5 protein-coding genes are annotated in these 4,527 nt (G+C 36.4%); 1 reads left to right on the top strand and 4 read right to left on the bottom strand.

Annotation, left to right across the window (positions count from 1 at the left end; translation table 11 throughout):
• Positions 1 to 788: 788 nt before the first annotated feature.
• Positions 789 to 1,313 carry a hypothetical protein gene (locus WBN20_RS01330; RefSeq protein ID WP_424280429.1) on the top strand — a complete coding sequence of 175 codons (525 nt, stop codon included), beginning with the start codon at positions 789 to 791 and terminating at the stop codon, positions 1,311 to 1,313.
• Between the two features lie 39 nt (positions 1,314 to 1,352).
• Here the strand turns inward: WBN20_RS01330 and WBN20_RS01325 are convergent, their stop codons facing one another.
• From WBN20_RS01325 to WBN20_RS01310, 4 genes are all read right to left on the bottom strand, one after another.
• Positions 1,353 to 2,348 (bottom strand): acyl-ACP desaturase, encoded by a 996-nt coding sequence (locus WBN20_RS01325; RefSeq protein WP_424271144.1) that lies wholly within the window; start codon positions 2,346 to 2,348, stop codon positions 1,353 to 1,355.
• 63 nt (positions 2,349 to 2,411) lie between these two features.
• Complete coding sequence (locus WBN20_RS01320; RefSeq protein WP_424271145.1) at positions 2,412 to 3,137, bottom strand: metallophosphoesterase family protein; 726 nt, start codon at positions 3,135 to 3,137, stop codon at positions 2,412 to 2,414.
• The gene (locus WBN20_RS01315; RefSeq protein ID WP_424280428.1) at positions 3,134 to 4,216 is read right to left on the bottom strand and encodes a DNA helicase PriA; all 1,083 of its coding nucleotides are present in this window, start codon (positions 4,214 to 4,216) and stop codon (positions 3,134 to 3,136) included. Before WBN20_RS01315 ends, WBN20_RS01320 begins: the two co-directional genes overlap by 4 nt.
• A 49-nt stretch (positions 4,217 to 4,265) precedes the next feature.
• The coding region (locus tag WBN20_RS01310) for a DUF4339 domain-containing protein (RefSeq protein WP_424280427.1) at positions 4,266 to 4,527 on the bottom strand (262 nt) is incomplete at its 5' end.

Genomic DNA, 4,527 nt, shown 5'->3' with positions numbered 1-4,527 from the left:
GAACTTTCCAGCTCCCATGTAATAAGGCTTGAATCCCCAACACTACTATCATACAACAAAAAGTGAAACCTTCCCGGATTAGTTTTTTTAAGTTTTTTATTCTCACCTGATTAGTTAATTTACCTTTAAAGTAAACTATAATGCTAAGAGTACACTATGAGATTGTACCAGTTGCAGGAAAAAATACACAATTGGAAGAAGAGGTTGTATATTCTGAGTAACACAAAAAAACCGCTGCTATGTTGAGATGAAATAGCAACGGGATTCTTTAACTAACTCAAAATATTAATAAGCCGCAGCCTCTATTTCAATGCCGGATCTTTGTCGGGAGAAATAGTATTACAGCTTTATTTGTGACAAATGTCCTAAATGGTAATCTATTTCAATGAGAGAAAGTTATAATTGGTACAAAAAAATGTGTAATTGGCAGTTCTTGGGGTATCTCCTGTAGTTATTCATATTAAAAAGGAGCATCTTAGTCATTATTAGAGGGTTATCCAGAATATTTAAGGCACAAAGCCTTTCAATTTTAACAAAATTTAAGATTTTTTTAATACATTGTATACAGAACAACAAATAGTCAATTACCAATGACAAAAAAGACTACGAACTTGCTTGGGATTATAATTACCATATTGGCAGGGATATATTTTTTTGTAATGTACTGTAGTGAATGTGGATTATAAGATGACCAACTTAAAAAGTGTGGTTTCTTCTATTGCTTTAAAGGCAATGATAAGAAGGATAGGAGAATAATTGTATAAGAACTAATTAAATAATATCAACGTATGAATTTTGAAAGTATAAACATCTGGTGTTGGATTATCCCTATCCTTGTCGGTGTTCTTTGTGCTGTTTTTGGATATTTATTGGGTAAAGGTGGAAATACAGCCATTGACCATTCTTCAGAGCTAAACTTACTGAAAGATCAAAATGCAAAATTAGAAGCTGATCTTGCAGCTTGTAATAAGAAAATGGCTGCTAAAAGTACAGCAGTGGTTTCTTCTGAAATTGCTTTTAATAAAAGTGCAGCCAAGGTGGCATTTGGTAAAAATATTAAACAGGATGATTTGAAGGTAGTGGAAGGAATAGGTCCTAAAATTGAAGGCCTGTTTCACAATTATGATATAAAGACCTGGAAGACCTTGTCTGAAACTTCTGTTTCCAAGTGTCAGCAAGTTTTGGACTCAGGAGGTGATCGTTACAAAGTTCATGATCCCGCATCGTGGCCAATGCAGGCAAAAATGTGCTATGAGGGAAAATGGAAAAAATTACACAAATGGCAGGTAGAACATAAACGTGGTAAATTATAATTAAAAAGACCGGATTTAATCCGGTCTTTTTAATTATAGCTATAGCATTCCATTAGCCTCTACCCATTTAAAACGAAATTGATCCTCGCTTAGTTTCATTCTTTCGGCAATGCGCTGCAAGCGATCTGGCATTCCTACAAGATAGTCTCTGGCTTTTTGGGCTTCATCTGATAAGCTTCTTATTGCTTCAAGATCCCAATATTGATTTAATTTATTAAAGATGTCTATATAATCCTGAGAGGTATATACCCCCAACCTTTGTGCGCAGATGGAAAAATTTTCAAATGCAAGTCCGATTCCTTCTCCAGATTCTCTCAAAAAATGAGCCGGCATCACAATTTTTCTCTTCATCATATCAGCATAGGCAAGCATCATACCGTTGGGGTCTTGTCCAAATATGGTCTTTACGAATTCTCTATAAGCCAAATGATGACGCATTTCATCGCCTGCAATTATACTGCACATTTTACTTAGAAGTATATTCCCTTTTTTCTTGGCCATCTGACCAACCCTTTTATGTGAAATATTGGTAGCTAATTCCTGAAATGAAGTGTACACAAAATTCTTATATGGGTCTCTGTCCGTTCCTATATCAAAACCATCATTAAGTAAATACTGTGTTGAGATCTCAACTTCCCTCATATTTACTCTTCCAGAGAGGTAAAGAAATTTGTTTAGTACATCACCATGTCTGTTTTCTTCGGCTGTCCATGCTCTAACCCATTTGGACCATCCACTTGGTTCCTCCGTATGTTGGTTAATTCCCTCAACATCCATTAACCAGGATTCATAAGTTGGAAGAGCCTCTTCGGTAATGGTATCCGCTACCATGGTTACCCAAAAATCATATCCCAACTCTTTAGATTCTTCTCTGATCTGCTCTACCTCATCAAAAAAATTTTCACTTTGCGAATCGGGAAGAAAGTCCGAGGGCTGCCATATCTCATCAATAGGAATCAAAAATGAATCCATAAACCCGGCAACTTTAGGTTCAATTGCCTGCATCACCTCCAGCCTTATATTCTTAGTAGACATAATTAATTTTCTTGCAAAGTACGACAATAAAATCCTGAAATTATTGCAGATATAATTCAAATATTAATTTCTTCCCTTTTCATTTGGGTAAAAAAGATATACCGGATCACTTTGCCAAATTTGTTTTGAATTAACATCCATAATTGACAAAGGTCCTTTAAAAGCAGCTCCTGTATCTATATTCCAGACATTTGCTGCCCTTTGAGGTATAGTTTTCCCAATTCTTGTCACGGGCGTATGACCAATGTAAATCTCGCGGTAATTGGCTAGTCGCTCCGGATAAAATAAATCTGTTTTCGCTAGTCCTGGATCCAGAGATAATGCCAATTCCCATAAAGTTCTATCCCAGTAAAATATTTTGGGAAAATACTCAAATTCTACGCCTTTTAAGTTGGTAAAACCTGCATGTATAAAAAGTCGGTTTTTATCATCCAGGTAATAATTATCCAGATTATTAAAAAAATCCATATGAACTCTTTGCAAACCATCATCCATAGCCTCGTATGAAGTCTTGCTTGCCTTACCGCCATGTTGCAACCACATAGGTTTATCATTTCCTGTTGTCAACCATTCATAACAGAGTTCATCGTGGTTTCCTCTTAAAAAAACACATTCGTGTGTTACTCTAAGTTCAATCAAAAAATTAACGGTTTCTGCAGCCTGGCTCCATCCGTCAACATAATCTCCCAAAAAGATAAGTAGATCATCTTCACTAGCCCCGGCTCTTTCCAAAACTTGTTGTAAAGCTTTCAACCCTGAATGTATATCACCGATTACCAAAGTTCTCATTTGGCAAAATTGGCGATAATTCCGATGATGGCAATAACAAAAAGTATGAGAAAAAATATTTTCCAGAATGAATAGGGTCTAATACCATGGATATTACCGGATTGTCCGTTTATATAAAAATGATATTCTTTCCCTTTATAATTGTAGAAACTTATATAAACGGGTAAGAGTACATGCTTAAAAGTTTCTTTTGAAAGTTTTATATCAGAATGATGTATCCTTTGCGTATCACCTCCAATGTCTTGTCGTATCCATGAATGAGCTATCGCCTTGGCTTTTTGGAATGATTTGCGATGCCCTTCTCGCAGAGGAATTGTGTATTTTTCAGTTACAAAACCCGAAAGATATTTTGAATTAAATGCGCTAAGCTCTTTCAAATTCCAATGTGAAATATTTGACGGAATTTCTCTTTGTTTTTTTTTCGAAGCATTGATCAGGATATCATCTACAAAACCATCTACTGTTCCATAAGCAGGTGTCCAACGTGTTTTTCTTACCTGTCTGGTTTGAGTCCCGTTTTTAGTTTTATAGGTTTGAGTTTCGTAATAATAATCGCCCCTTTGACCTTCGTAAGATGCAAAGAGCTCTGCATCAAAAGTCCAAAAAGGGAGATAAAGACCGTGAATAGCTTCCGGATCTAATGCCGCACGTTTAAGCTTATTCGGAGCAAACCACAATCTTTCCACCCAATTTGTGAATATCCTTCCCGCATTTTTGCTATCAAATTGAAATGGAACCAGCGCCCCTGGCAGTATCCAACCTTCTCTTTCTATATCTTCTCTAATAAGGGGTTCTCCACAATAAACACAATGAAGCGACTTGTAATTTTCTTCAACATGTTGGTTAGCACCACAATTCTTACAATGTAGAAGATCTATTGTCTCGGTAAAAGCATTATCCCCTACTGCCTTCATATAATGCTGCAGCTCAAGTTCTTCAAAACTTCGCTTTGTCTTTTCAATAAATTCTTCATATCCGCAATACTCACATTTAACCTGGTGTGAACCTGGTTTGTATTTTAGTTCTGCTCCACAATTGGCACAGGATTTTTTCTTTTCAGAATACTGGGTTTCTTCCATTTGTAATTATCACCAAAATCAAAAAAGTGTTTTTTAATACTTACGGTTACTACATTTGAGGTAATGGTGGTGGTATACTACCACCCAAAAACGCCTTTAACTCCTCTATTTCCTTAAGTGCTGTCCACGCCATAAGGCCTTGTTTCCATACCAAAGAATCCCGGTTAATGGTCCTATTTGCAAAGAGTTCCTTTAATTTATCGAAAGAAACAGGGCCAAGTTGTTGCCCATTTGCCGCATAGTAATACATTACCTGAACAGGAATTGGAGGTGGCAGAGCAGCTCCTCGCGGCTGTTGTGAAGTAAAGGGT

The organism is Eudoraea sp., assembly GCF_049665975.1.
Taxonomy (GTDB): domain Bacteria; phylum Bacteroidota; class Bacteroidia; order Flavobacteriales; family Flavobacteriaceae; genus Eudoraea.
Note: the sequence above shows the minus strand (reverse complement) of the source record. Positions and strands in the feature narration are given on the sequence as shown.